The following is a 2053-nucleotide window of genomic DNA, read 5'->3' on the forward strand; positions in this document are numbered from 1 at the left end:
ATCTCCACCGGCACACCCCAGTCGAGATAGGACCGCGCGGTGAGCTTGCGCGTCGAGCGAATGCCGGCCTTCTCCAGACAATGCCCCACAAAAGCCGCGCACCAGGCCACAGAGTCATGCTCCACCCAGTCATGGCCGACCGAGCCATACATCTCCATGATGACCGGGTTGTTCTCGGGCCCCGGACCCTCGGTCGTGCCGATATAGCCTCGGGCAATTTCAAAGGGGGTCATGATGCTCTCTCCTGCAAATGGAAAGCGCCGCCCCGAAGAGCAGCGCTGGATGTGTGTGTTCGTGGTTGTGTTCAGCAGCGTGCGGTGCGGCTCACTTCTTGCGGCAAAGCCAGGCCGTCAGCAGAGCTTCCGCGCCCCGCGGGCCCAGATAGGCCAGCATCGCCACAAGCCCCGTGCTCACAGGCTGGCCAAGCTCCAAATACCGCGCAATCCCTTCGCCAATAATCGCCATGCCAATGGCAACAGGGATCTCCCACAAGAGCTCCTTGCCAAAAAAGCGGCGCTTGCCGAGCTTCACTTCACCTGAGTGATACATCAGCCGTCCCGTGAAGGCGCCGATCAGGGTCGTCACCGCCCCGCCAAACAAGCTGTTCAAGGTTTCTAAAAAGCCCGGCTCAGTCATGGGCGCCTCCCTCGGAGTTATGGGCAAGCGGACTTGCGCATTTACAACTTTGGCCTATATTAAGACCTGTATTTCGACCTAATTGGAGGACCCATGCAGCGCATTGAAGCCAACGTCGCCGTCAGCGTCTCGGACCTCAAAAAGAACCCGTCCCAGGTGATGGCGCAGGCGGCCGGCGAGTCCGTTGCAGTGCTCAACCACAACCGCGTCATGGCCTATATGGTGCCTGCCGCGCGCTACGAGGCGATGATGGAGCATCTCGACGATCTGGACCTGGCCGAGCTCATCCGCCGACGTGCTGAGGAAGAACCGGTCCGGGTCAGCCTGGATGAGCTATGAGCTCAAATTCCTGCCCTCTGCCTTGAAGGAATGGCACAAGCTCGGTGCCACCTTGAAAGGGCAGTTCAAGAAGAAGCTTCGCGAGCGGCTCGTCCATCCCCATATACCCTCCGATGCCCTGCACGGCATGCCAGATCACTACAAGATCAAACTGCGCAGTGCCGGCTATCGGCTCGTCTACCGCGTGGAAGACAGCACGATCACGGTGACGGTCGTGGCCGTCGGAAAGCGTGAGCGCGGCGACGTCTACAAGAGCGCCAAGACGCGGTCCCCATCCTAATATTCCCCGCCATCGAGCAGCGCGTCGAAGCGGCTGTCGGAGAGATCCCGGATGCGCAGCGTGGGTGGCGTAGTGCTGGTGTCGAGCCAGAGCATGCCCGGCATCGTCGCCGGGGGCTCGGCGCCGCCGATGCTGGTCGAGGCCAGGGCCGCAAAAACCTGGTTGATCTGCGCGCGCACCGCCGCGCCATTGTCGTTCAGGATCACAAAGCCGGGCGCTTGCGCCATCACACCACCTCTTCTGCCACGAGCCGCAATTCGGAGACGATCGGCGTGAAGGCCGGATCCTGCGTCCTCAGCCAGGCCCGCGCCTCGACCGCCCGCGCCTCGATTTCGCTGTTGTCGATCCGCCCCCAGGGCCCCCAGGCCGGGCTCGCCGCGGCCGGGTCATCGTCTGTCTCGCGCACCTCGAGGACCACATCGATATCCGCCCCCTCCGAGCCGTCGAAGTCGGCCCAGGCATCGATCGGCGTCATCCGATCGTCGATGTAATCGGAGAGCGCTGCCGCGCCCACCAGAATGTCCGAGCGCAGCCGCACGCGTCTCAGCGCCCCGAAGTCGAGCCGATCCGGGAAGGCGTAAAGCCCCTCATGCGACAGCACCTGCGGCCGGCCGCGCGCATCCAGCGCGCTTGCAAGCTTGAGCGTGCCTCCGCTCGCCACGAGATGCGTTTTTTCGCCGGCGAAGGCCGGCTCGGCTGCAAGCGTGTTCAGCTGCGCAAAGCTCAGGATCTGCACGCCCTTGGTCGTGACCGTGCTTACCGGGCCAATCCGCCCCTCGCTATCCTCGGCCCGGAGCA

General features: G+C 63.4%; 5 protein-coding genes and 1 pseudogene. 2 read left to right on the top strand and 4 right to left on the bottom strand.

Translation table 11 applies throughout. From position 1 onward, the window contains the following. Both P0X85_RS14975 and P0X85_RS14980 read right to left on the bottom strand, forming a co-directional pair. A partial coding sequence (locus P0X85_RS14975) for a C40 family peptidase (RefSeq protein WP_476748545.1) occupies nt 1-233 on the bottom strand: 233 nt, incomplete at its 3' end. Between the two features lie 91 nt (nt 234-324). Next, the gene (locus tag P0X85_RS14980) at nt 325-636 is read right to left on the bottom strand and encodes a phage holin family protein (protein WP_173496040.1); all 312 of its coding nucleotides are present in this window, start codon (nt 634-636) and stop codon (nt 325-327) included. Between the two features lie 93 nt (nt 637-729). Here P0X85_RS14980 and P0X85_RS14985 point away from each other — a divergent pair, with 93 nt between their 5' ends. Both P0X85_RS14985 and P0X85_RS14990 read left to right on the top strand, forming a co-directional pair. Beyond that, nucleotides 730-975, top strand: a complete 246-nt coding sequence (locus P0X85_RS14985; RefSeq protein WP_173496039.1) for a type II toxin-antitoxin system Phd/YefM family antitoxin — start codon at nt 730-732, stop codon at nt 973-975. Beyond that, nucleotides 965-1255 (top strand): type II toxin-antitoxin system RelE family toxin, encoded by a 291-nt coding sequence (locus P0X85_RS14990; RefSeq protein ID WP_275815142.1) that lies wholly within the window; start codon nt 965-967, stop codon nt 1253-1255. The genes P0X85_RS14985 and P0X85_RS14990 overlap by 11 nt, the downstream gene beginning before the upstream one ends. On the opposite strand, the gene P0X85_RS14995 is transcribed toward P0X85_RS14990, so the two are convergent. Both P0X85_RS14995 and P0X85_RS15000 read right to left on the bottom strand, forming a co-directional pair. Continuing rightward, nucleotides 1252-1482 carry a hypothetical protein gene (locus tag P0X85_RS14995; protein ID WP_275815145.1) on the bottom strand — a complete coding sequence of 77 codons (231 nt, stop codon included), beginning with the start codon at nt 1480-1482 and terminating at the stop codon, nt 1252-1254. The genes P0X85_RS14990 and P0X85_RS14995 overlap by 4 nt on opposite strands. After that, nucleotides 1482-2053, bottom strand: a pseudogene (locus tag P0X85_RS15000) (phage tail protein); the annotation flags it as partial. The pseudogene P0X85_RS15000 and the gene P0X85_RS14995, both read right to left, overlap by 1 nt.

The organism is Pseudothioclava nitratireducens, from assembly GCF_029210495.1.
Taxonomy (GTDB): domain Bacteria; phylum Pseudomonadota; class Alphaproteobacteria; order Rhodobacterales; family Rhodobacteraceae; genus Pseudothioclava; species Pseudothioclava nitratireducens.